Origin of the sequence: Thermogemmatispora aurantia, assembly GCF_008974285.1 — a bacterium.
Taxonomy (GTDB): Bacteria; Chloroflexota; Ktedonobacteria; order Ktedonobacterales; family Ktedonobacteraceae; genus Thermogemmatispora; species Thermogemmatispora aurantia.
This window is the reverse complement of sequence record NZ_BKZV01000004.1, coordinates 84,850-108,653: the sequence shown is the minus strand read 5'-3', so window position 1 is coordinate 108,653 and position 23,804 is coordinate 84,850. Positions and strand designations below refer to the sequence as shown.

Genomic DNA, 23,804 nt, shown 5'->3' with positions numbered 1-23,804 from the left:
CCTCCATCTCCAGCACGATCAGATCCCCATCTCCCAACGTCTCCCCGATCACCAGGTACCGCTCCGGCCACCTCGCACTCCCATATGCCAGCTCCCTAGAGACTGTCTTGCCGTACACCTCCTCTGCCCGATAGAGCCGATAGCCCCACTGGCCCGCTTCCCCATCCACATACAGCTCCATCCCATTGCTCACCTGCAGCAGCTCTCGATATCCCCTCGCCAGCCCTCCCCTCAGCTCCTTTCCCCCCCGCCGCAAACTCACCTCCAACGACCTCACCTCTTCCTCTCCTGCTGGCTCCCCAAACTGCATCCACGCCTCCCACTCCTGCCCCTCCTCATCCCTCACCTGCACCTTCCCCCTCGGCCCAACCCGCTCCTTCAGCTCCTTCAGCCTCCTGAGTCCCTCCCTCGCCCTCTCCTCTGCCTCCCTCCCTCGCTCACTCCTCTCCTCCCTCTCCTTCCTGCTCCCTCCTCCTCTCCCCATCCCTCGCTCCCACTCCCACTCCCTCCACCACGGCACCATCAACCACCCATGCACCTCCCGATCCACCGGCACCAGGTTCTCCTCCTCATTCCCCCCTCCATACTCCCTCGGCACCACCTGCACCACATCATAGCGCTTCCAGCCCCCTGGCAACTCCTCCCTCCCCTGCTCCCTCCACCTCCTCACATACCTCCTCCTCTCCGCATACCCCCACACCTCTCGCTCCCACGCCGCCAGCCGCCTCCTCTCCCCAAGCTCCGGCGCCTCTACCCGCTCCCCCGTACGCGGGTCCACCACTACCGGCCATCGCTTCCATCTCGCCCGCTTCCTCCCCCCCTCTTCTCCTTCCCTCTGCCCACCCCTCCGCTGCGGCGCGTACCACCCCCAGTAGCCAGCTCCTTGCGCCGTCACCAGCCAGCTGAGCCACTGCCCAAAGCTGTGCGCAATCGCTCGCCACTCCTCAGGCTTCTCTTCGCAATCCCCGTCCAGCACGATCCCCTCCCCACTCTGCTCACTCACCTCCCCCGTCTCCAGCACAATCGTATCCTGGCCCCCGATCAGCTCCCCCACCACCAGCCCACTCGGCAGCCAGTGCTCATCATAGAGCGTCGCCTGCCACTCCACCTGCTTGCTCACCAGCTCCCCCGTGCTGAAGAGCCGGTACCCCCCCAGCCCATACTCGTCCTCATCTCGATACAGCACCGCCCCATTGCTCTCCTTGAGCCACTCCCGATAGCTCCACGGCAGCGGCACCTTCACATCCGGCAACGCCAGCCGCAGCCTCGCCTCCAGCTCCTCCAGCTCCTCCTCCCTGGCCGGCTCCCCAAAACGAAAACTCACTTCCCAGCGCCAGCCCTCCACTAGCACGCGCAGGCGCCCTCGCTCGTCCAGGCTCTCCCGCAGCGCACGTATCACCTGCCTCGGATCATACCGTCGGCGATGTTCTTCGATCCGCTTACTTGGTTCCATCGCTTCCCTCCTTCTTACTCACCTTCGGGTGGTTGCCACGCAGCCCACCACCCCGTAAACTTCCCATGATCTTCCTTAGTCAAAGGGACCAGGTTCCAGAAATCATTATCACCTCCATATGCTCTGGGCAAAATATGATGCAACTCATACTGATCCCACCCCCCCTCAGGCGTAGGGAAACCTCGATCATACCACTCCCTAATAAACACGCCACGCGCAGCTCTAGCGTCTTGCGGTTTCCAGCTCACTCTCTGCCCTTCAGGAACCTTTCCAGACACCCCTTCAGGAAATGGAATCGGCTGACCGGTACGCGGGTCTGGGACACGCGGATAGGGCTGTCCCTTCTTGTTAACAGGCCAGTCGGCCCCCGGCTGCTCTTCCCCACCAACCGGCCCTGCCCGAACGGGCTGATCAGGAGGCAACCCCGGGTCTCCTCCCCCTCCATCCAAGCGGAGAACAACTCCCCTATTATCTCGCTCCTCCGCACCCTCTCCTTCCTTGCCACTCTCACCACTTTCTCCATCCACACAGGCCATCATCGACGTCGTCATACAGTGCTGGTCAACGACATCCACCGTGCCCGTGATCCCTATGGACCCGCAGCTCATCCCCACCTGTATAGAGACGCCAGTCAGCACATCCCCTATAGCCAGCGAGCAACTCAGCGGGAGCTGGCCCCCCACTGCTCCCTTCAGCGAGACCTGACTGACCAGCTTACTGCAGCCTACCACATCGTTGTAGTAGGTCTCCATACACGGGGCTGGAGTTTCCCCCTGGCCACCACCGCCATCCCCCGTCCGCGGAACCCTGACTGAGACACACCAGAGACAACCGCCACCACCAGCGGCGACCCCAACCACCCCACCAGCCGCATGCCCTACCGCCCCCCCTTCCTTCACCGCACTCGATCCCCCCCCACCACACCCCCCTACCCCAGGGCAAACATACATCAGTCCCGAGGGATCGTTGAACGTCTCCGGGTTCCCTGCAACGTAGGCGTACGGATCCGCCCCCTGCGCATTCCCCTGGACCGGGTCCGCCGACAAAAACAGCCCAACCTGCGGGTCATAGTAGCGCGCCCCATAGTAGTCCAGCCCGCTGACATCGTCCCCATACTGGCCCGTGAACCCACGCGCCGTTCCCATATCGCCCGCCCGGTAGCGCTGGTTCCCATACGGCCCATACCCCTGGTTCCCAACCAGGGCCGCCGCCCCATCCGCATTGCTGAAGGTCGCAACCACACTACCCACCTGGTCCGTCAAGAAAAGCTGCGTCTTGCCCGGCTGGCTCCCCACACCGCTCAGCTCGCCCAGCAACTGGCCCCCCAGGTCATAGTAGTGCGTCGTGCTCAGCAGGCGACCATCACCGGTATAGACATGCTCCTCCAGCCCGAAAGCGTAGACCGTCAGCGTCGTCGACCCCGGCGTCACCGAGCGACGGAGCACCCGCTCACCAGTGGCATCGTAGACATACCACTCCTCCGCCGAGGCAGTCGGATTCTGCCAGTGCACCAGCTCATCCAGGGGATCATAGTCCAGTGTCTGCGACGTCCCGTTGAGACTGCGCGTGGTCATGTTCCCCCAGAGGTCGTAGCTCGCCGCGTAGGGCGCCACCACGCCGCCAGTGCCTGAACAGGTCGTTCCGGCAGGGTAAAGCCCCGTCAACTGGTGCGGGTGCGTGCTGTCGCAGTAGAGGTACTGCAAGGTTGGCCCATTGCCATTGAGCGGCCCCTGCCACAGTTGACCGAGATTGGTGTAGCTGAAACTGCTGCTATAACCCGCCCCGCTGATGGTATTGGAGGGCGTGGCACTACCACAGAGACCATTGCCCGCCGCCGGCGGCGTCCCCAGGTTGCCCGCCCAGACAAGGCGCTCCTGCGCGTCATAGCAGAAGACCTGCGTCTCGCTCCCGCCGGAGTTCGCTACACCCGGGACAGCGCTCTGCTGCGTGGTCAGGCTGAGGACATTGCCAGCGACATCGTAGCTGCGCGTCTGGCTGAAGATGCTGCCACTCTGACCGCTACCGCTGCCCCAGAGCGCCTGCACCGCCACCGGACGCAAATCGGCATCGTAGCTGAATTGCTCCGTGGCGGCTGGAGCACTTCCACTGGCTGTCTGGATCGTCACCGTGTCAGGCAGAGCGCGCGCGTTGTAGGTCACGCTCGCCAGCAAGGGACTGCTCCCCGTCGTGGGACTGAGAGCGACCAGGGTGCCAGCGTCGGGATCATAGACCTGCGTGAAGCTGTAGCCCGGGTCACCCGCTACACTGGTGCTGGTCGTGGTGGTCGTGACCTGATCGGCGTCGTTGTAACTGATCTGCTGCTGATAGGTCGGCAGCGGGGTCGTTACGTTCCAGGAGGCCGGCAACCCCAGCGCCAGCGTACTGGTCGTCAGGCGCCCACGCTGGTCATACTGGAAGCGTTCAGTGACCGTCGCCGAGCTGCCGTCGGGATACCAGGTCGTGGCAACGCTCTGCGTGAGGCGACCAACGGGGAAGTCGCTGTCCCCCTGGCTACCCAGGGTGCTTGTGTCGTAGGTGTTCTGGACAAAGGGATGGGCCCCGCTGCTACAGGCCACCGCCACGCTCTGGGCCGGGGCTGCGTCTTGCATACAGACCAGCCGCCCCAACAGGTCATAGATGTAGCCCAGCGTGCGCGAACCGGAGACATCGGTCACCAGATGCCCATCGGGATCATAGCTATAGTCGTGGGGACCACGATCGGGATCAAAGAGGTGCACGAGCCGGCCCAGATCATCGTAGCTCATGCTCGTGCTGACACTGGTGATGGTCTGGCCGGCCTGCGGCGCCAGATCGGTCACGGTCACAACGGTCGGTTCGTCAAGGGCGTTGTACTGCACTGCCCGCTGAGCGGCTACGTTGCTACTGATCGCCGAGGCCGATGGGCTGGCCACGCTGTTGTAGGTCTGGCTGTAACGAGTGCGGCCCAGGGCATCGCTGAAGCTGACTGTCATGTGATTGTCAGCATCGATGCTCTGAACGTAGCTGTAGAGCGTGCTGTCTCCGACCGGGCTCCCCAGACCGTAGTTGACACAAGCGGTGTAGGTCCCGCGCAGGACCGCCGAGCAGGCAATCCCTGGCTCCTGGCTGGAGCCGTAGTTTGGATCACGCTCAGCGATAACTCGCCCGAGCGCGTCGTAGAAGGTGACAGTGCCGCCAGGCGCCTGGCCATTGATGTCAATGGCGCCGTTGGGATCAACCCAGCCGCTGCCGCTCGCAACCTGGAATGGCACGCTCCGGAAGACGCTGTTGGTGCTGTCGTCGTAGACCGTGAAGACGATCGTGTCCTGACCCGGCATGGGACCCGGCGTGCGCGTCTCGACAGCCCGCCCCAGCGCATCGTAGAAGGTGCGGCTGACAGCGTTGGGGTAGAGGCTGCTGACCGTGTCAACTTCGTAGCAGGGCAGACTGCTGCTGGCGGTACAAGAGGAGGGATTGACGGTCTCTTGATCCGTGTAGCTGGCCGTCTCCAGCGGCAGCGTGACGCTGGTGGTCGTATTGGCGCCATTGTAGCTCACGTTCTGACTGGTGGTCTGGCCATTGACATCGGTCGTACTGCGCAGGAGGCCGCCTTGAGTATAGTCATAGGCCAGGGTCACCGTCTGCCCCAGGGCGTTCGTCTCACTAACGGGACGAGCCTGATAGCTGTCGTAGGTGGTGCAGCCGGTGTAGTGACCGGTGGTCCAGGCAGAGGACATGAAGGAGGGGGCGCTGCTCAGGCTACAGCCCGCATTCGCGTAGAGGCTGGGGTTGGCCACGCCAACGGCGTCAACGCTCGCCAGCAGATTGCCATCGGCGTCGTAACCGTAATAGGTGGTCAGGGCCGTCTGGCTGGGGTTGGTGCAGTCGCTGGAGGTCGTGACAGTTGTGGGCCAGCCGGCAGCCGGACGCGGCACCCCCGAGGCCGCCCCCTCATCGTAGCTCGTGTCCTGGCAAAGCCAGACATGGCCGCTACTGTCAGTGAGCTGGCTATGCACAACCGAGCGAAGATTGTGATAGACCCAGCCGTTGATGGTGGTGTCGGTGGGCTGATAGGTCCAGCTGCGCGCGATCGTGGGAGCGTTTGAGGCCGTGATCTGCTGCGAAAGCAGGTTCTGATACTGGCTCTGATCGATGCCGTCGGTGGAGCTGTAGCCCGCGTAGGTATTGCTGACCTGGACCCAGGGGGCATTACTGTTGTTCGTCCCCTCGTAGAAGGTGGTCTTACTGGTCAGCAAGAGCACAGCACAAGGGACGTAGGTGAGATCGTAGCGCCCATCGCAAGCATTGTGCATGCCGTTGCCGGCGTAGACATTCCTGGTCTGCTTGAGCAGCGGGCTGCTGGTGCTGTTGCCTTGATAGATGTCCTCCTCATAGAGATTGCCCGCCGTGTAGTTGCCACTGTCGCCAGCCTGCGAACCCCAGCCGTTGGTCGTGGCGTAGGCTCGTGCAATCAGGTTGCCGGCAGGGGTCGTAATGTAGACCCACTGGAAGCCGCGAAACTCCTGATGGTAGAAATCCATCCAGTCGCCTTCGCTGGGGGGAGCCCAGCTATCGGCCAGACAGTCGCTGTCGCCCTGGGAGTCTGTGGGACAACCGGTGCCTACAACCTTGAGCCGATAGTGGAAGACATAGGTGGCTTTGGGAATGGCCGAGGCGCTGCTGTCTGTGCCCAGAGCGGTGATACGGGTGACAACCTGGACGCCCCACTGCTTATCGTCGGGATGAGCAAAGGTCCCCGTACAGTCGCTGTGCGTACTGCAATAGAGAGGATCGTGGCGATCGTCACCGCTGGCGCTGTCATAGGGGGTGCCGTGAGCGTTCGCGGTGGCCGTGGCATAACTGATGCTGGCTCCCTGACCAGTCTGCTCATCAACTACCCGGGTCAGATAACGCCAGTAGGTGATCTGAGTATAGTGTTGCTGGCCATTCTGTATGGAATGGCTTAAATCGATATAGCCATCGGCCAGCCCGTCCGAAGTATAGGTCAGTACCAGCGGCCTCAGGTTATGCGCAGTGCCGTTCTGATAGACGGTTGGAGTAACCTGGGTGAGCAGGTGATTGCCAGCGTCATAGGTCTGGATCTGAGTATAGTCATCCCAGGCCTGTGCAAAGGGATCGTCGTGGTAGGCGAATTGATAGCTATAGGCTCTGTGCGAGGCGCTGCTGTCATCACCAATGTAGCTGACAATCTGCTGCAGGCTGAAGGTGCTCATCACGGACGGAGCCGATAGACCATTGGGATGATCCAGGGGATCATCGCAGCGCAGCGTGGTATCGGCGGGAGGCGCCTTGCTGCAGTTGTAGTTTGTTCCGTAGCTGGTGACATAGGGCTCGCTACTGAAGGGAGCACGGTAGTAGAAGTCAATCGTGCCGGCCACACCGGAGGCATCTCCGTAGACAATCTGACGCGGCGCCGCGCTGCGCACCCCATGCGAGGTCTTGTCTTGAAAGTAGGTGATGTTGATGTAACGCCCCGCGGTCCCTGGCCCTTCATTGGCCAGGGTGATTCGATTCAGGTCCCACTCGTAGTTCTGGCGTGTCCCATCGCTCTCAATGACATATTGCAGTGAGTCGCTGGTACAGCCGAAGGTGTAGTAATTTCCAACATCGTCCCAGACCTGGAAGCAGGGCGTGCTGGTATTCGCATTCATCATCTGAATGCGATAGCCGTTAATGTGCTGTGGGGTGAAGCTGGTGGTGCTTCCCGGATTGGGCACAAGGCGATCGCTGGCACCAGCTCCGCTCAGGAAATACCAGGTTCCCGCTTTGGCACTGCCGCTGGGATAGTCGTCAGCAGTGATCGCTCCCAGGCCAGATAGGGACCAACCTTCCCCCAGCATGCCACTGGGAGCCGAGGTGTTGTGACGCTCGTTGGTGCTCTCGCTGGAATAGACCAGGGCCAGGGCCGGCGTCGTGCCCGGCGGACCAGCGACGACCGAGAGTGGATAGCTGTAGGAGAACTGCCCTGAGTTGCCTTGCACAGCGTCCAGCAGCGGGGTCGGTGGTGCACCATTCGCTGCAGCACCGCTGATGGCCAGCGTGCCACTGGCCAGCGCTGTGACCTGAGCCGACAGCGTGTGCGTTTGCGGGTCGTTCTGGAGAGGAACCTGATACTGGGAGAAGGGTTGTCCAGCAGCACGCGCTGCCGCAATGGCATCGGGCCAAGTCAGCCAGAGCGTGCCCGGGTCGAGATCGAGGCGGGCCAGGTCATCTGGTTGATAGTGGTAGAGGAGGGTAATAGGCTGTTGCAGACGAACGCCGCTCACCAGACGACCCTGGCTGTCGGTAACCTGGATCTGATACATACCCAGCACACTGACCGCCGCAGGGAAAAGACCGTGGAGCTGGGTCGCGTTCAGTGAGAAGGGGGGTGTCGGCGTGCCCGTCGGTGGAGGAGTGGGTGAGGGAGTAGGCGAGGGAGTGGGTACCGGCGACGCCGTGGGTGAGGGAGTAGGCGTCGGAGAGGCTACGGGAATGGGAGTAAGCCGCGGGGAGGGAGAGCTAACGCTTGCGCTGGAAGCACTAGTGTTGACAATCTGCGCCTGCGAAAAGTCAAGTGATCCAGCAGGAATCTGGATCTCTAGACGCCCATCACTACCCTGGAGATCCAGAACACCGCTGCCGTTGCCCGCTGAGCCGCTCAACAAGGCCGGACTCAGGCTCTGGGCAAGAGGCTTCATGGTCGCTGGCTGAGCGCTGGGGAGCGTGGCCAGCTGGGTCGGCTCGCTATCGACAGGCAGAGCCGGCACCCTGGCTGGGAAGCTGAACGAGTCTGGGTTATTTGCTGGCTGACGCTGCTGCAGAAACTGGGCAAAGGTCAGCTGCGCCGGAGCCAAGGCCGGTGGCCATGATTGGGCATGCGCTACCGGCGCGATGAGTGTCCACTCCTGCCCTAGCAGATGCCATATGAGCAGGCACATGAAAGCCAAAAATAAAAACCGTTTTTTTCCGCCTTCACGAGTAATAGTATTTCTAACTGTATGGGGACAAAAACGGCCTGAATCATTATGAGGAGCATTCGAAGACATAAAAATACCCCCCTGATCATGTGGATCACTGCAAGAGTAGGCTGCAGGTAGACAGTACGTATATATATAGAAAGAGGAGGGAATCGAGAAGGATCAGAGTTTGATCCTTAGAGTGCCTCTCCTATATATAATATCCTGTATATGATATACTCTAATAAATAATGATTGTCAATATCTGGCTGCTCAAGTAGAGCAACTTTACGAACAGAGTTCCACAGTTAGGAAAGGGAGGCACTATCCTCCTTCTAACCAACGAAGCTTCTCTGGCTTGAGAAGCCTACGCTAAGATACAGAGCTTTACCTGGACATAGGGGTGGCAGCGGAGTTCAAGGCGACCTGCCATGATGTATACTAAGCAATAACAACTATGGTCAGCCTGGCCGGCCTGTTGTCGGGGGAAAGATGCAGGCAGCAAGATACCCCACCTCTACATCAGCACGGCAGCATCAACAGGCCAGACCAGGGAAGAAGGTGCAGCAGGCTTCTCTGTGAGCCTGCGCCGTCCCCTTGTCGACGGGAACGATAAGGAGGGAGAATCTGTATGGCCGCCACGACCAAGGTCTACCGCAGCGAGCTGACGCCGGTCAGCTTTTTGGAGCGTAGCGCTCTCGTCTTCCCCAATAAGGTGGCCGTAGTCCACGGCGAGCGCCGCTATACTTACCGCCAGTTCGCCGAGCGCGTCTATCGCCTGGCCAACCAACTGCGCGCCGCCGGCTTGCGCAAACACGACCGCGTCGCCTTCCTCAGTCCCAATGCCCCCGCCCTGCTCGAAGCTCATTTCGGCGTGCCCGCCGCCGGCGGCATCCTGGTGGCAATCAATACGCGCCTGACCAGTAGGGAGATCGACTATATTTTGAAGCATTCCGGCTCACGCTTCCTCTTTGTCGACGCCGAGCTGCTGCCACTGGTGGAATCCTTAGAGCTGCCCGGCGTCGAGCTGGTGCGCATCGATGACACCGGGCAGCCAGACGATCCCTATGAGCAGTTTCTGGCCGCCGGTTCGCCAGAACCACCGGAGAGCTGGCTGGAGGACGAGGAGGAGACGATTTCGATCAATTACACGTCAGGCACAACGGGCAACCCGAAGGGCGTGATGTATACCTACCGCGGCGCTTATCTGAACGCCCTGGGCGAGGTCATTGAGACAGGCATGAGCAGCAGCAGCGTCTATCTGTGGACGCTGCCGATGTTCCACTGCAATGGCTGGTGTTTTCCCTGGGCAGTAACCGCTGTGGGAGCACGCCATGTCTGCCTGCGCAAGGCCGATCCTGGTCTGGTGTGGGACCTGCTGGAGCAGGAGGGGGTGACGCACTACAACGGAGCGCCGACGGTGCATATCTTTATTGTGAACCATCCGAAGGCCCACCCCATCGAGCGCGGGGTAACGGTGACCGTCGCCGGCGCGCCGCCGTCGCCGACGCTGCTGGCGCAGATGCGCCGCCTGAATATGCGCCCGATCCACGTCTACGGGCTGACGGAGACCTATGGGCCGTACACGGTCTGCGAGTGGCATGAGGAATGGAGCGCGCTGCCCGATGAGGAGCAGGCCCGCTTGCTGGCGCGCCAGGGCCAGGGCTACGTGGTCGCCGAGCGGGCGCGCGTGGTCGACAGCGAGATGCATGATGTGCCCTGGGACGGGCAGACGATGGGTGAGGTGCTGATGCGCGGCAATAATGTGGCCAAGGGCTATTATGAGAATCCCGAGGCGACGGAGCAGGCCTTTGCCGGCGGCTGGTTTCACTCTGGTGACATCGCGGTCTGGCACCCCGATGGCTATATCGAGCTGCGCGATCGCGCCAAAGACATTATTATCTCGGGCGGCGAGAATATCTCAACGATCGAAGTCGAGCAGGTGGTGGCACGCCATCCCGCCGTGCTGGAATGCGCGGTGATCGGTATCCCCGACCCAACCTGGGGTGAGCGCCCGAAGGCCTTTGTGACGCTGAAGCCCGGCCACGGCGCGACAGCGCAGGAGATCATCGAGTTTTGCCGCCAGCATCTGGCGCATTTTAAGTGCCCCGTGGCGGTCTCCTTCGGCGCCCTGCCGAAGACATCGACGGGCAAGATTCAGAAGTTTGTGCTGCGTGAACGCGAATGGGCTGCACGCGAGAAGCGTATTAATTAATTAGGATACGAAGCAGCGGCTGCTGACCATGTTTCGCCAGAAGAGCGCCCAGGCTTAGAACCGCCTTGGGTGCTCTTCTGGGCTGGGCCTGGCTGTCGCCTGCTATGCCACTTGAGCGGCGACCACGCTCTTACGCCTCCACTGTGCCTCTTGCTTTCTTCCCCGCTGTTACATATACTGGTTACAGTCGGTTAACGCTTATCTATCTCTAGCTGCGTTGCTGCACCCTGAGCAAGGCAGGACGCGAGGGAGGGCAATGGAAAGGCCCTGCGCGATCGCAGTTTTGGTTTCCTGGTCCGGGACTGTTACCGATGGCACCTGGCACGAGCGCCTGCTGAGGCTGCTGAGGCCGCTGGCAGCTCAGGGTTGGATCGCGCTCGGGGACGATGGCCCGCCCTCTATCGACAGCGCAGGTGGTCCTTCCGGTGCTGCTCTCTTCCTGGTTCTGCTCAGCCCCGATTATCTGGTCTCGCCGGCGTGCCTTGCTGAACTGCAGCAGGTCCGGCAGCGTCATGATGCCGGTGAGACGCTGCTCCTCCCGATTATGCTGCGCGCTTGCGCGTGGAGAGAGAGCGTGGTCGGTGATCTGACGCCGCTGCCCGCCGATGGGCTGGCACTCGTCAGTCGCGACGATCCCGAGGAGGGACTGCGCCAGGTTGAGCGCGGTCTCCGTTGCGCTCTGGGCCGCCTGCTCTTTGAGCGTATTCGCCAGCGTGACGCCGTCGCCGCTGAGCTGCTGCTCTTCTGCTCCTGCCTGGCGCCTGCCCCTGTTCCAGAGAGCCTGCTGACAGAAGGGCTGGCCCGAGTGTCACACCCGCTGGCCGCAATGGCTGCTGATCACTCTGCCCTGATGGCCGCGCTTGCGGCGCTGGAAGCCGATGGTCTGCTCGCCCGCGCCCCTCAGAGCGGCAATCTACAGGTCCATGAGCTGGTGCAGGAGGCCCTGCCTGAGCAGTTGCCTGCAGAGGAGCTGACAGCCCGGCAGCGATTGGCCATCGAGGCCCTGGTAACCGCTTACCCGGGTCAGGAGCCAGAGCACTGGCCCCTCTATGAGGGTCTGCTGCCGCACGCGCTGCACTGCGCCGCCTGGATCGCGAAGGAGCCAGCGCTGCAGACCGCCGCCGCAGCCAGCTTGCTTCAGCAGGCCGGCACCTATCTGCGCCAGCACGGACGCTATCAGGAGACAGTCCCTTTATTTGAGCAGGCGCTCTCTATCCGCGAGCGGCAGCCTGGCCCTGAGTCTGCTGAGACGGCGACCTCGCTCCACGATCTGGCCTTCGTCTATCGCTTCGTGGGTCGCTCCTCGGAGGCCCCGCCTCTGCTTGAGCGCGCACTGGCTATCCGCGAGCAGACGCTCGGTTCCGCTCACCCTCTGACCATCGCTACGCTTGAGTCTCTGGCTTCTCTCTATTTGAGTGCAGGACGTTTGACTGAAGCGTTCCCTCTCTTCGAACGCCTGGCCCCGCTCGCCGAGCAGGTTTTCGGTCCATCCCATCCTAAGACGATTGCTGCCCTGAACACGCTGGCGCTCTGCTACGAGCGTCAGGGCCGCGTTCCAGAGGCGTGCGCCCTCTTCGAGCGTGCACTCTCGCTCAGCGAGCAGGCTCCTCAGCCGGTCCCGAGCCTTACCGGCGCTATTCTGCAGAATCTGGCGCTCCTCTATCGCAATCTGGGCCGCCTGGCCGAGGCCCTTGCTCTGCTGGAGCGTGCTCGTGCAATCTGCGAGCAGACCTTCGGTCCAACTGATCGGCGCGCCGCCACTATCCTGTACAATCTGGCACTTCTCTATAAAGATGTGGGTCGCTCTGAGGAAGCGCTGCCCCTGCTTGCGCGCGCTCTGGCCATCTACGAGCGCTCAGCCGGCCCTGATCATCCGCTCACCCGCCAGCTACGCGAGACCTACCGCCACTTCCAGCAGGCCCACGCTGAACAGTGATAGCCCCTTTCCTGCCGCTCGATCCTTCCGACCACTCAAACCACCCGCGATCACCACGAGCAGCGACGACGCCAGCGCCCGTCTGAGGCAGACCGGCTGACCATCCCTCGCTCCTCGCACTCACTTAACAGCTCTCCCTCCCCAAAAGCAAGCGGGCCGGCGCCGCAGTGCTCACACTGCAACACCGGTCCGCCTCTCTCTCGCTTCCTTCCCGCCTTTCCATCTCCCTCCTCCACCAAACTATAAGAAAGCGCCACGTGCCTCCTCATGGCCCAAATGAAAGTAGATACAAGCAATCGCCAGGAAAAAGAGACTCGTAATCAGCAGCGCATTACGAATAGCCACCTCGAACTGCCAGCCCAGCCAGACCACCAACAGCGTCACCACCAGACCGAGAACCCCCAACGTGCGATAGAGTCCCACGCTGCGATAGACCATATCAGACACCCCTTTCCGAGATGCTTCCTTTCGTCCCGTCGCTGACTTGCGCAGCTCACAGCCGGGCCGTCCGCCCACAGTGCCAGCAGGCCCAGATCCTCAGACAGCGCACAGGCGACCAGTCAGCCACCGAGCACCGATCGCACTTCTCTCTATAGCACGAGCGCCGCCGAAAGGCAAGAGGTCCTAGCCGCCCCTGGCCGGCAAAGCAAAGCACCCGCTGCAGTGCCTTGCTCTGGTTCATCAGGCCCACACCGACTGCAAGAGCATCGCCGCCCGCAAGGCCCCATAGAGAGGCGCATCGGCCCCAAGCTGTGAGGCCACCAGCGGCGTCTGCCGCACACTCGGGGACCCATAGCGCTGCAGCCCTTCGCGCAAAACCGGGGCAAAAAGATCGAAGGCCCCCGTCAGCGTCCCCCCAAAGATCAGGACCTCGGGATCAAAGACGCTCGCCAGGCCCGCCACCGCTATACCCAGCACTGCCGCACACTCATTGACCAGCTTCACACACGTCGCCTGCCCCTCGCGCGCCCGCGTAATGATCTCCTCCAGCGACAGCGGCGGATCAAGCAAACGCCCCTGCGAGGCCAGCATCGAAGCCGAGGCATAGCGATCCAGATAGCCATGCTCAGCATCAGGCGCCTGCTGCCGATCCAGGGCCAGCCAGCCCAACGCCCCGGCGCTCCCGTGGGCCCCGTGCACAATGCGCCCTCCAAGCATCAGCGCCCCATTGATCCCCGTTCCCACACTCACCAGGGCAGCACTTTGCCGATCGCGCGCCGTCCCACGCCAAATCTCGCCCAGCAAGGCCAGCTGCGCATCGCTGGCCAGCATCACCGTGATCCCCAACCGCGCCCGCAGATCATCAGCCAGATCGCGCCCGTTCAGATAAGGCAGCGAGGGCACCCAGACCACTCGCCGCTCAGTACAGTTGCCAGGAATACTCACCCCCACGCGCCGAATGGCCTCGCCAACGCGCGAAGCCTCCTGTACCTGCTGCACCAGCACCTCTAGCAGCTCTTCATAGCTGGCCGGCACCGCTACCGGCGGCGTCAGCACGACCTCCTTCTGTTGAAAGTAGGCTCCACGTAGAGCCTGTTCACTCACCTCAAGACCGAGATACATGCTTCACCCCCTGTCCTTGCCTGGCTGCCGCCCGCCGGAGCAGAGCAGACGCCAGCCACTGCGCTGCGCCTTCCGTCCCCGTCCGACCACTCCTCCCTCCACCACACTCTTTGTGATTCATTGTAATCTTACCGCATCATCCCGCTAATCAGCAGGAACCCTACAGGCAACCTTCTCACCGTCCAACGAACTCCCACTACCTCCCTACCACTTCTATAACGCAGCAACCTCAGCCCACGACTCCAACCACAGAGGAGACTTCTTCACCCCTAGCTCCAGCAGATCGACAGGCAAGCACCAGAATAGAGCCAGCCAGCAGGGGGAACAGAACCAGGAGAGAGATACCCACAAGAGAAAGAAGCACACAGCGAGCGTTTGCAGCGGCTGCCGACAAGCAGGCGGTTTGACCACGCTGCCCCCGACAGACCGCTGCCCTCACTCAGCGAGGGAACAGACAAGAACAGTAGGAAGTAGGCAAAAAGCCGGACTCCACCAAGCCTTACTGCTGGACCAGCCTGGCCTGCAGGCGGATCTCCGTGGCGGCCAGCGCCCTTGAGACCGGACAATTCTGCTTGGCCTCATTGGCCAGCTCCTGAAACTTCGCCTCATCGATCCCAGGCACCACCGCCGTGGTCTCCAGCTCGATCGGACCAATAACATAGCCCTGAGCTGTGGGATTGAAGTGCACCCGCGCATTCGTCTTGACGCTCGTCGGCGTAAAGCCAGCGCGCGCCAGACCCGCCGAGAGAGCCATCGAGAAGCAGGCCGCATGCGCCGCCGCGATCAGCTCCTCGGGATTGGTCCCCGACGTATCGTCACCCATGCGCGTCTTAAACGAATACTGGCCCTCAAAGGCCCCTGTGCCCAGCTTCAGCTGACCCTGGCCACTTTGCAGGTCACCTTTCCATTCCGCCTCAGCGGTGCGAACTGGCATAGCAAGATCCTCCTTACGCAGATATCGAGATCGTTTCTCATCTCCTGAGACTCAGCCGTAAACAGGCAAGAGAGCCTCTCTCAAGATAATAGCACACGGGAAGCAGGACCCCAGAAGTGACCTGAGTCTCATTCCAGGACTCCTCTGCCCCTGCTCCCCATGTGCACAGTCCTGACCAGCTGCCAGTCCGCTCGCTCGCTCGCTCACTGGCTCAGCCCAGCGGCCACCGGCCAGCCGCTATTCGCCTGAAGCGGTCGAGAAGGCCGGGCGCCCATCAAAGGTATAGAGGTGCTCGGTCTGAATGAAGTCGAAACCAGCCTCGGCCAGACGATGCAGCAGAGCAATGACCTGCTGCGGACGTAGGGCCTGCCCATCGTCGGCCAGGAAACGACAGCGCCAATGATCGGTACAGAAGGTCTCGGGCAGCCCATTGGGCCAGACCTTCGCTCCCCGATTCGTAATCATCGTCAACTGCAGCCCATCGCCCTCCAGCCGCTTGATGGCGTCGCCCAACTGATCAGGGCCACCGCCGCGCCATTCCAGAAAGACATCCACCCCCACCAGATCCTTCTTCTCCAGCGGCTCCTGACTGAGGTGCTGAATGTTGGCCAGCTTCGGCGCCGCCGTGTAGTTCACCGCCTTGAGCGTCTGCGGCATCTGACCCAGGCGCTCAATGATGGCCTGCGCAAACTCCTTCGTTCCAACCTTCTGCTTGCTGACCTTCTCGCTGTAGATGTCATAGGTATGGATGCCGTCCTCCAGGGTACGCAGCCAGGCGTTGTGCACGCGCGTCGCGACCTCCGGCTGCCCAATGTGGACAAGCATCAGCACCGCCCCCAGCAGCAGACCCGAGGGATTGGCCACGTTCTGACCAGCACGCCGTGGCGCCGAGCCATGAATGGCCTCAAACATCGCACATTGGTCACCGATGTTGGCCGAGCCGGCCATGCCGACTGAACCAGCAATCTGGGCCGCCACATCCGAGAGAATATCACCGTAAAGGTTGGGCAGCACCACGACATCAAAAGCCTCCGGCGTGTCCGCCAGCTTGGCCGAGCCAATGTCGACAATCCAGGTCTCGTTCTGGATGTCAGGATACTCGGCGGCTACCTTCTCAAAAATCTTGTGGAAGAGGCCGTCCGTCTGCTTCATGATGTTGTCTTTGACGAAGCAGGTGACTTTCTTGCGGTTATAAGCCCGCGCATACTCGAAGGCGTAGCGAATGATCTTCTCGCTGCCCGGACGGCTAATGAGCTTGAGGCTCTGCACCATGTCGTGCGTCTGCCGGTACTCGATGCCGGTGTAGAGGTCCTCTTCGTTCTCACGGATGATGACGACGTCCATCCCCGGATACTTGGTATCCACGAAAGGATAGTAGGCAACACAGGGACGAACATTGGCGTAGAGGCCGAACATCGTGCGAATGGTGACGTTCAGACTCTTGTAGCCCCCTCCTTGTGGCGTGGTAATGGGCGCTTTGAGAAAGACCTTGGTGCGGCGCAGGGACTCCCAGGCGCTCGGCTCAATACCCGAGGGCACACCGCGCAAGTAGACCTTCTCTCCTACTTCGATCTCTTCAATGTCGATCCGCGCCCCAGCGGCCTTGATCACTTCCAGGGTGGCCGCCATAATCTCCGGGCCAATGCCATCCCCATACGCAACGGTAATGGGCGTATTCTGTGACATGGATCTTTGTACCTCTGTTGCGTCTCTAGTGGTGACTTGCGTTCTCTGGCTAACGAACCAGTGGGTTCTCAGTGGAGATTGCCACTTAAGTATAGCACACGACTAGCTCAACAGGACCAGCCTCTCCCCCGACTCGCTCCCGCGGCTGGGAATAAAGCGGCAGGCGTCGCTGGTTATCTTTAAACAAATGCAGCCCTATGATCTGATCATTGTTGGCGCCGGCCTGGTGGGACTGGCAACGGCGCGCGAGTATCTGCGGCGCCGTCCTGGCCTGCGCCTGCTCCTGCTGGAGAAAGAGCCACGCATCGCCGCCCATCAATCGGGACACAACAGCGGCGTGCTGCACACCGGTATCTACTATACCCCCGGCTCGCTGAAGGCCCGCGCCTGCGTGGCCGGCCATCGGGCCATGCTGGCCTTCTGCCGCGAGCATGGCATTCCGTTCCAGCTCTGCGGCAAGGTAATCGTGGCGCTGACGGAGGAAGAGCTGCCACGCCTGCAGGCCCTCTACGAGCGCGGCCAGCGCAATGGGGTCCAGGGTCTGGAGCTGATCGGCCCCGAGCGCCTGCACGAGATCGAGCCAGCAGCAGCGGGACTAAAGGCTATCTATTCTCCTAATACAGGGATCGTCGATTTTACGCGCGTGGCCGCCGCCCTGGCCGCGGAGATCAGCGCGCACGGCGCGGAGCTGCGCCTGAGCTGCCAGGTGGTGGGTCTCTTGCCTCGCGCCGATGAAGTGGTGGTCCAGATTCGCACCCAGGCGCCGGCAGCCTCGGGCCAACGCCGCAGCCAGGAAGAAGAGCTGAGGGCACGGGCCGTGATTACCTGCGCCGGCCTCTACTCCGATCGCCTGGCGCACCTGACCGGCGACGACGGCGGTCTGCGCATCGTGCCCTTCCGCGGCGACTACTATGTGCTGCGCCCCGAAAAGCGCCAGCTGGTGCGCGGCCTGATCTATCCTGTTCCCGACCCGCGCTTTCCTTTCCTGGGGGTCCATCTGACGCTGCGACCCAACGGCGAGGTCTGGGTCGGACCCAATGCCGTACTGGCCCTGGCACGCGAGGGCTACGGTCGCTGGCAGCTTCACCCGCGCGAGCTGTGGGAGACTCTCAGCTACGGCGGCTTCTGGCGTCTGGCGCGGCGCTACTGGCGCATGGGCCTGGCCGAACTCTATCGCGACTACGTGAAGCGCGCCTATGTGCGCCAGGTCCAGCGCTATGTACCGGCCCTCGAAGAGCGGGACCTGCTGCCGGGTCCGAGCGGCGTGCGGGCCCAGGCTTTGGCTCCCGATGGCAGCCTGGTCGATGACTTCGTGATCCGCCGCGGGCAGCGCGTGCTGCATGTGCAGAATGCGCCATCGCCGGCGGCCACCTCTTCGCTGGTGATCGCCCAGATGATCGTCGACGAGGCCCAGGCGCAGTTTGCTCTCTAGCTAGCGCTCTCCCGCGTCATCCACAGTCTACCTCAACAGCAAGGGTGGTCAATTGAGCTGGCATTGATGCTTGAAAAGATCCCCTGGTTCACGTTCTCCTGTAGAGATATCGAGCACCGAACAGACGCAGGAGGATCGCGATGGTCACCCTCAATCCCTCAGAGTCGGCCTCGACTTTCAGCGAACAGATCCAGAGCGCTACAGATCAAGCGCTTGTCGACCAGCAAGCAGCAGCCTGTAAGGGCATGCTAGCAGCACTCCAGGAGATAGAAAGCCAGCTTCTCCATGCCGAACAGCTCCTGCGCGCAGTCAAGGGGCAGCTTGCAGAGGCGCAGGCCGCCTGGCAGGAAGAGCTGGCAGATCTGGAAAACAAGCTCCATCCTTTCAGCGAAGGAAGAGGAGTCGAGCGCCTCCATACAGTCGGCTCTTCACCACGCATCGCTGATCCCCAGTCCGGTGCCAGCACCAGGGGAGCTGCACCGCCGGGGCTGGCCATTATTCCCCTGCAAACCCATCCCCGCTATCTTCCGTCCACTGAGGCTGGCTCGACCTCTACCCTCCCGCCGCTCTACATCACCTGCTTCGGGCGCCTCACCGTCCGACGCTTGCACGCCCAAGGGCCACTGATCCAGCTCTGCCGCAACAGTAAGGGGCAGGCCATCCTGCGCTATCTCCTGGCCCAACCTCAGCAACAAGCCAGCATCGATATGCTAATGGCCGATCTGTGGCCAGATGAAGAACGCGAGACCAGTCGTCATAAGCTGCAAATCGCTGTCAGTGCCCTACGCGCCTCCCTCAACAGCGAGCAGGTCCAGTCAGGTGGCGGCTATATCGTGTATAAAGAGCAAACCTACTTGCTGAATCCTGCCGTCAGCTTCATTACCGATGTCGCAGAGTTTCGGCGCCTTTTTGCCACTGGCCGACAGGCCAACGATAGCGATGTCACCGCTCGCTGCTATGAACAGGCCTGCAAACTGTACAGCGGCCCTTTCCTGACTGAAGACCTCTATGCCGAATGGTCGTTTCTCACACGCGAGGAGCTGGCCCGGGTTCACCACCAAATGTGCACCTGGCTGGCCGAGTATGCCCTGCAACGCGGCGACGCCGAGGCCGCCCTGGCCTGGGCCAGTCTCCTTCTGAAACTGGACCATTACGATGAAGAGGCCTACCGCAAGGTGATGCGCGCTCATAGCCTCAGCGGCAGACGCAACGAGGTGCTCCGCTGCTACCGGCAATGCTGCCAGACCCTGCGGGAAGAGCTGGGCCTCGAGCCACTCCCCGAGACACGGCGCCTCTTCGAGCAGTTGCTGGGAGCCGCAACCCCCTCCCCCCTGCCCTAACAGCCAGCAGGCGTCATCATAGCAACCACCAGACAGGCCAGCCCCCACCTGTCGGCTCGTCCCTGACCCCTCCGTCTAGCTCAAGCGCTGGATGGCATTGCTGGCAGCAGCACAGACGAACATCGGGAAAAAGTTGCCTGGCTGCTGCCCCGCCGTTACGACATCGGAAGGCTCCGCTCCCACATGCGCCACCGGATGAAGCACCTCGGGATGATCCACCAGACTGACGTACCAGACCTCATCGGTAGGAGAGCGCTCGGGCACCAGGATGGCCGTTTGCAGGCTATTGGCCCAGTGCATGAAAAAGAAAGGGGCCCCCTGACTATGGGCCAGCTGCGTGCGCGTGCCTGTTGCCAGATCGAACCGGCTCAGGGTACCGCTGCCGTCCGGCTGCTGCTCGGTTACATAGAGCGTCTGGTGATCGGAAGCTAGCAGGACCCCGATGGGATGCTGCAAATTGGAGAGCACCGTTGTCACTGCTCCGTTGTTCAGATCAACTTTGACTACACTGCCCAGCGACCCGCCGTCATTATAGAGCGCCACATAGGCTACATTGCCATCGAGAGCGATTTGCTGCGGCGCCGCCAGCCCGGAGGCCACCACAGTGGCCTGGCTGCGATTGGCCCCGACCTCGAGATTGACACGGTAGAGATTGCCCCCGCGCTCGGTCAGGTAGAGTGTCTGGCCATCAGACGCCACAGCCACATCTTCAAGCAGGCCGTAGCCAGCGCCCAGCACTGAGTAGGCTGGACTGCTCCCCGAGACGTTGGTCAGCAGCGAAACCTTGCCTCCATACTCGACGAAGAAGAGTCGATCACCGGAGCTGACGTATTGGGCGCCGATGGGAGCGGCGAGGCCCGTGACCACTGTTGTGACCGTCTGCGCCTGCGGTGGCGGGGGATTGGCCAGAGCAGTGGCCGTGGCATTGGCCTGCGCCATCGCCGTCGCCTGGCTGCTATTCTGCGCCGCCGTGGTGGCATTGGCCTGCGCTGTCGCCGTCGCCTGGCTACTGACCGCCGCCACTGTGGCCGTGCTGGCTCCCGTCTGTACCAGGGCCGTCAGGGTGGCTGCCACATTGGGGGCGGGAGTAGAGACCGCCGTCCCCGGCTTGCCTGGCAGCGGCACCAGTCCCCGAGCCAGGGCCAGCGCCCCCCCAGCGATCAGGACCACAGCCAGCAGGGCCGGGATGATCCAGGGTGGCAGCAGCGCTTTGTTGACAAACTCGCCGGCGGCACTCTGGCTACGCTGCTCCCCAAGGGCTTTCAGATGCACCTGGAAGGGAATGCGCTCCTCCCGTCCTATCAGGCGCCGCCGCTCCTGCACGCTCAGCCCGACTCGCGCTTCCCGCCCGGTATCTAGCTCCAGCGGGTTCACCCGAAAAAGGTAGCGCAGCCGCTGCTCGTCGTCCTCCCCCTCCAGTTGATAGCGGGCCGGCGCATTGCCAGCATTGGTCACCGCCAGGGTGTAGGAGGCCCGGCCCCGGCCACTGGCGCGCCGTGGCTCCAGCCGTAGCATCTCCTCGCTGAAGGGCTGCACGGTCCAAACGCAGCCTGTCTGACTGTATTCCTGGGGCACCTCACGCGAACGGGCCCGAATCAAGACATGGTATTGCCCGGCGCGATGCGAGGGACGACGCGCTACATTGACGGTCAGGGTGACTGTCTCTTGCATGCCGGGATTGAGCTGCACCTCTTGCCCGGCACCATGCAGCCACTCGGCTGGAACGCCGTCGACCGTCGGCGTGAACCAGTCAACGGTGCTTCCCATGTTGGTCAGGGTGAGCTGCACGGTGGCCGTCTGGCCCGGCACCAGCGTCAGGGTCTTGGGCGAGGCCACCAGGCCAATACGCTCCGATACCAGCGAGGCCGGCCCCTGGCTGCTCGCCGTGTTCGCAATGGTGGGCGTGGCATAGTTGGCATAGGTGCTACTCCCCATGCCCGCAGGCCGGCTGGCACCAGGGAGAGGAGCCGGCCCTGCTCCTGAACGGATGAAGGTCGCTGGGGGACTGGCGCCTTCCAGGCGCAGCCAGAAGGGGCCAAGGCGGACCATCTGCCGCTCCTGCCAGACCTGGCTGACCTGCGGCATGAGACGCACCCCCTCTAGTAGGGTGCCGTTGCTCGATCCCAGATCCTGAACCCGCACTTCTTTGCCGTCCCAGGTGATGCGCAGGTGCTGACGCGAGACCTGCTGCGAGAGCAGGACGATGTCGCTACCCTCTTGCCGGCCTACGACGATGCCCGCCGGCCTGACTTCAACGACCTGCAGCGTCCGCCCGCTCTCATCGATGACGCGCACCCGAGGCACGTCGCTGTAGCCCGGCATGGTGGACACGGTGGGCGGCGCCGGGAGCGCTGACGGCGAGGCCGGCGCATCCAGGGTGGTGCGCGTCTGCAGACTCGCTTGCTGCGGCCCAGGCCCCGAGGTTGCCGCTAAGGCCGAAGCCCCCTCTCCGCTCCCCCCCAGCACGTTCTGCAGGGCATTCGCCAGCGCTTGCCCCGTGGCAAAGCGCTCCTCGGGCTTCTTGGCCAGACAGCACATGACAATCTCTTCGAGGATGGAGGGTAGTTCAGGCCGCAGCTCGCGCAGACGCGGCGGCGTGGCGTTGACGTGCTTGTAGATGGCGTCGGCTACGCCGCTGATCTGAAAAGGCAGGGAGCCAGTGAGCATCTCGTACAGGACAACCCCGAGGGCGTAGAGATCGCTGCGCCCATCAATAGTCTTGGCGCCGAGACACTGCTCGGGCGACATGTAGGCCAGCGTCCCCATCGGTGTGCCGGTGACTGTCTCAACCCCTCCTTCTACCAGACGTGCCAGCCCGAAATCGCTGATCTTGACCAGATAGTGCTCACGCCCCGACCCAGAGCCAGCGAGATACCGCAGCAAGAGATTGGCCGGCTTGATGTCGCGGTGCACCATCTGAAGGGCATGGGCCGCCGCTAACCCCTGCGCAATCTGGATGCCCAGCATGAGCACTTGCGTCAGCGGTAAACGCTTCCCGCCCTGCCGCTTGAGCAGGCCACTGAGCGCCCCGTCGCCCATGTATTCCATGACCATATAGAGCAGGCCATGATCATCGCCGTAGTCGTAGATCTCGACAATGTTGGGATGGTGCAGGGCCGCCGCCGCTTTGGCCTCCTGCAGAAAGCGAGCGCGAAAGTCTGAGCGCGCCGCAAAGCTGGGCAGCATGACCTTGATGGCCGCCGGGCGATCAAGCAGCTGATGCACGCCGCGAAAAACCTGGCCCATTCCTCCCGCCCCCAGCACCGCCTCGATTCGATACTGCCCGACAGTCCGGCCTATGTACTCCTCGTTCATCATGGGATGACCTCCAGTATGTACCCGGCATGCGCTGGCTTGTGTAACTGAATCAGCTCTTCCAGGAAGGCACGATCAACTAGCTCACCGCCCACCCCCGGGGCCAGCCTGACACGTACATGAAAGATAAATGGCTCTTCCGGCTTCTCAAAGATCTCAGGCTGTAGTCCAGTGCAGACTTCAATCATGCGTTTGAGTCCATAGAGGGTACCGCGCCAACTATACAGTTCCCAGGCTTCAGCCAGCAGACGCCGCTGACGCGCCTCCGGCCAGTGGGGATTGAGCGGAATGTCCAGCCAGCTCGCCAGCCAGGGCAGGAAGCGCGTCGGGCAGGTGCGCGCATCAAAGTACATCTCAATATGATCCTGGCGCTGCTCCAATGGCTCCCAGATGTCTTCAAAGATGTGGAGGAAACGCTGCAGAAAATCGCTCTCCTGGTAGATGTCGGGGAGATAGCGCAGATAGAGGCCACCGATACTTGGCCCGGGCGGCGTGCTCAGGGGCGTGACAGGCCGCGCTGCCTGCGCAGCGGCGGGACGCACTGTCGCACGCGGCGGCACGACTGGCGTTGGAGGCCGCGCCTCTGCTGCTCTCTTTTCTGCTTCAGCCGACCCGGCTGCCAGCGGCTCCGCCGTGGTCTTCGGAGGCTGCTCCTGCGCCGGTGTCGGCAGGCGTGGGGCCGTCCCCGCCTCCGCCTCATAGGTGAGCAGATAGGGACCAATCTGAAAGCTCGCCCCATCGCGCAGCAAGTAGGGCTGATGCGGCAGCAGGCGCTGCTGACCCACCAGGGTCCCGTTCGAGCTGCCCAGGTCTGTCAGAAGGCAGCCCTGGGGTGTCAGGCGCAGCTCAGCGTGGTGGCGCGAGATGATCTGATGATCAAGCATCAGATCGCTCTCCGGTCCCCGCCCAATGCGCAACACCGGCGTCGTCAGGGGCACCGTCTTGATGATGTCGCCCTGCAGGCGGACAACAAGCTGTGGCGTGGCCATCTC

General features: G+C 62.3%; 12 protein-coding genes. 4 read left to right on the top strand and 8 right to left on the bottom strand.

Going from position 1 to position 23,804, the window contains the following annotated elements; translation table 11 throughout:
- Both KTAU_RS22165 and KTAU_RS22160 read right to left on the bottom strand, forming a co-directional pair.
- A partial coding sequence (locus tag KTAU_RS22165; RefSeq protein WP_170293274.1) for an SMI1/KNR4 family protein occupies positions 1-1,453 on the bottom strand: 1,453 nt, incomplete at its 3' end.
- Between the two features lie 14 nt (positions 1,454-1,467).
- Positions 1,468-8,373: an RHS repeat-associated core domain-containing protein gene (locus tag KTAU_RS22160; RefSeq protein WP_265576288.1), complete on the bottom strand. Its 6,906-nt coding sequence runs from the start codon at positions 8,371-8,373 to the stop codon at positions 1,468-1,470.
- Positions 8,374-9,022: 649 nt separating this feature from the next.
- On the opposite strand from KTAU_RS22160, the gene KTAU_RS13045 reads away from it, so the two are divergent.
- Both KTAU_RS13045 and KTAU_RS13040 read left to right on the top strand, forming a co-directional pair.
- On the top strand, positions 9,023-10,606 hold the full coding sequence (locus KTAU_RS13045; RefSeq protein ID WP_151728807.1) for an acyl--CoA ligase family protein: 1,584 nt from the start codon (positions 9,023-9,025) through the stop codon (positions 10,604-10,606).
- A gap of 256 nt (positions 10,607-10,862) precedes the next feature.
- On the top strand, positions 10,863-12,542 hold the full coding sequence (locus KTAU_RS13040; RefSeq protein WP_151728806.1) for a tetratricopeptide repeat protein: 1,680 nt from the start codon (positions 10,863-10,865) through the stop codon (positions 12,540-12,542).
- 240 nt (positions 12,543-12,782) lie between these two features.
- Here the strand turns inward: KTAU_RS13040 and KTAU_RS13035 are convergent, their stop codons facing one another.
- The 4 genes from KTAU_RS13035 to KTAU_RS13020 form a co-directional block, all read right to left on the bottom strand.
- On the bottom strand, positions 12,783-12,980 hold the full coding sequence (locus tag KTAU_RS13035; RefSeq protein ID WP_151728805.1) for a hypothetical protein: 198 nt from the start codon (positions 12,978-12,980) through the stop codon (positions 12,783-12,785).
- Positions 12,981-13,223: 243 nt separating this feature from the next.
- The gene (locus tag KTAU_RS13030; protein ID WP_069802239.1) at positions 13,224-14,105 is read right to left on the bottom strand and encodes an ROK family protein; all 882 of its coding nucleotides are present in this window, start codon (positions 14,103-14,105) and stop codon (positions 13,224-13,226) included.
- A gap of 499 nt (positions 14,106-14,604) precedes the next feature.
- Complete coding sequence (locus KTAU_RS13025; protein ID WP_069802237.1) at positions 14,605-15,039, bottom strand: OsmC family protein; 435 nt, start codon at positions 15,037-15,039, stop codon at positions 14,605-14,607.
- Between the two features lie 237 nt (positions 15,040-15,276).
- Complete coding sequence (locus KTAU_RS13020; RefSeq protein WP_151728804.1) at positions 15,277-16,725, bottom strand: NADP-dependent isocitrate dehydrogenase; 1,449 nt, start codon at positions 16,723-16,725, stop codon at positions 15,277-15,279.
- A gap of 187 nt (positions 16,726-16,912) precedes the next feature.
- On the opposite strand from KTAU_RS13020, the gene lhgD reads away from it, so the two are divergent.
- Together lhgD and KTAU_RS13010 are read left to right on the top strand one after the other, a co-directional pair.
- Positions 16,913-18,157, top strand: a complete 1,245-nt coding sequence (gene lhgD, locus KTAU_RS13015; RefSeq protein WP_151728803.1) for an L-2-hydroxyglutarate dehydrogenase — start codon at positions 16,913-16,915, stop codon at positions 18,155-18,157.
- A gap of 140 nt (positions 18,158-18,297) precedes the next feature.
- Entirely contained in the window at positions 18,298-19,497 is a 1,200-nt protein-coding gene (locus KTAU_RS13010) for an AfsR/SARP family transcriptional regulator (RefSeq protein WP_151728802.1), read from the top strand.
- Between the two features lie 75 nt (positions 19,498-19,572).
- On the opposite strand, the gene KTAU_RS13005 is transcribed toward KTAU_RS13010, so the two are convergent.
- Together KTAU_RS13005 and KTAU_RS13000 are read right to left on the bottom strand one after the other, a co-directional pair.
- On the bottom strand, positions 19,573-22,815 hold the full coding sequence (locus tag KTAU_RS13005; protein WP_151728801.1) for an FHA domain-containing serine/threonine-protein kinase: 3,243 nt from the start codon (positions 22,813-22,815) through the stop codon (positions 19,573-19,575).
- The gene (locus KTAU_RS13000; protein WP_151728800.1) at positions 22,812-23,801 is read right to left on the bottom strand and encodes an FHA domain-containing protein; all 990 of its coding nucleotides are present in this window, start codon (positions 23,799-23,801) and stop codon (positions 22,812-22,814) included. The genes KTAU_RS13005 and KTAU_RS13000 overlap by 4 nt, the downstream gene beginning before the upstream one ends.
- Positions 23,802-23,804 lie beyond the last annotated feature (3 nt).